This window comes from Geobacillus sp. WSUCF1 (assembly GCF_000422025.1).
Taxonomy (GTDB): Bacteria; Bacillota; Bacilli; order Bacillales; family Anoxybacillaceae; genus Geobacillus; species Geobacillus zalihae.
On the sequence record NZ_ATCO01000146.1, the window covers coordinates 1 to 301 of the forward strand.

1 tRNA gene is annotated in these 301 nt (G+C 50.2%); it reads left to right on the forward strand.

The window, feature by feature from the left end:
* The first annotated feature begins 25 nt into the window (after positions 1-25).
* A tRNA-Val gene (locus I656_RS0116455) sits at positions 26-101 on the forward strand.
* Positions 102-301: the final 200 nt, after the last annotated feature.

Here is a 301-nt window from a genome sequence, read left to right on the forward strand (position 1 = left end):
GTAGGTCGCTGCTAGGCAATTTCGTGGAGGATTAGCTCAGCTGGGAGAGCACTTGCCTTACAAGCAAGGGGTCGGCGGTTCGATCCCGTCATCCTCCACCATCTTAATATAAAAGCTGACTTACTTTCTCATCATCGCGGGGTGGAGCAACGAGCCTTTGCTTCATCGAATTCGCTTCGAGTTGCCTCGACGCATCGAGCGTCTTTGAATCAGCTTGTAGAGGAAGAGGCAACGAACAACAACACTAAAAGCATTGTGAAAATCAACTTACTTTCTCATCATCGCGGGGTGGAGCAGTCCG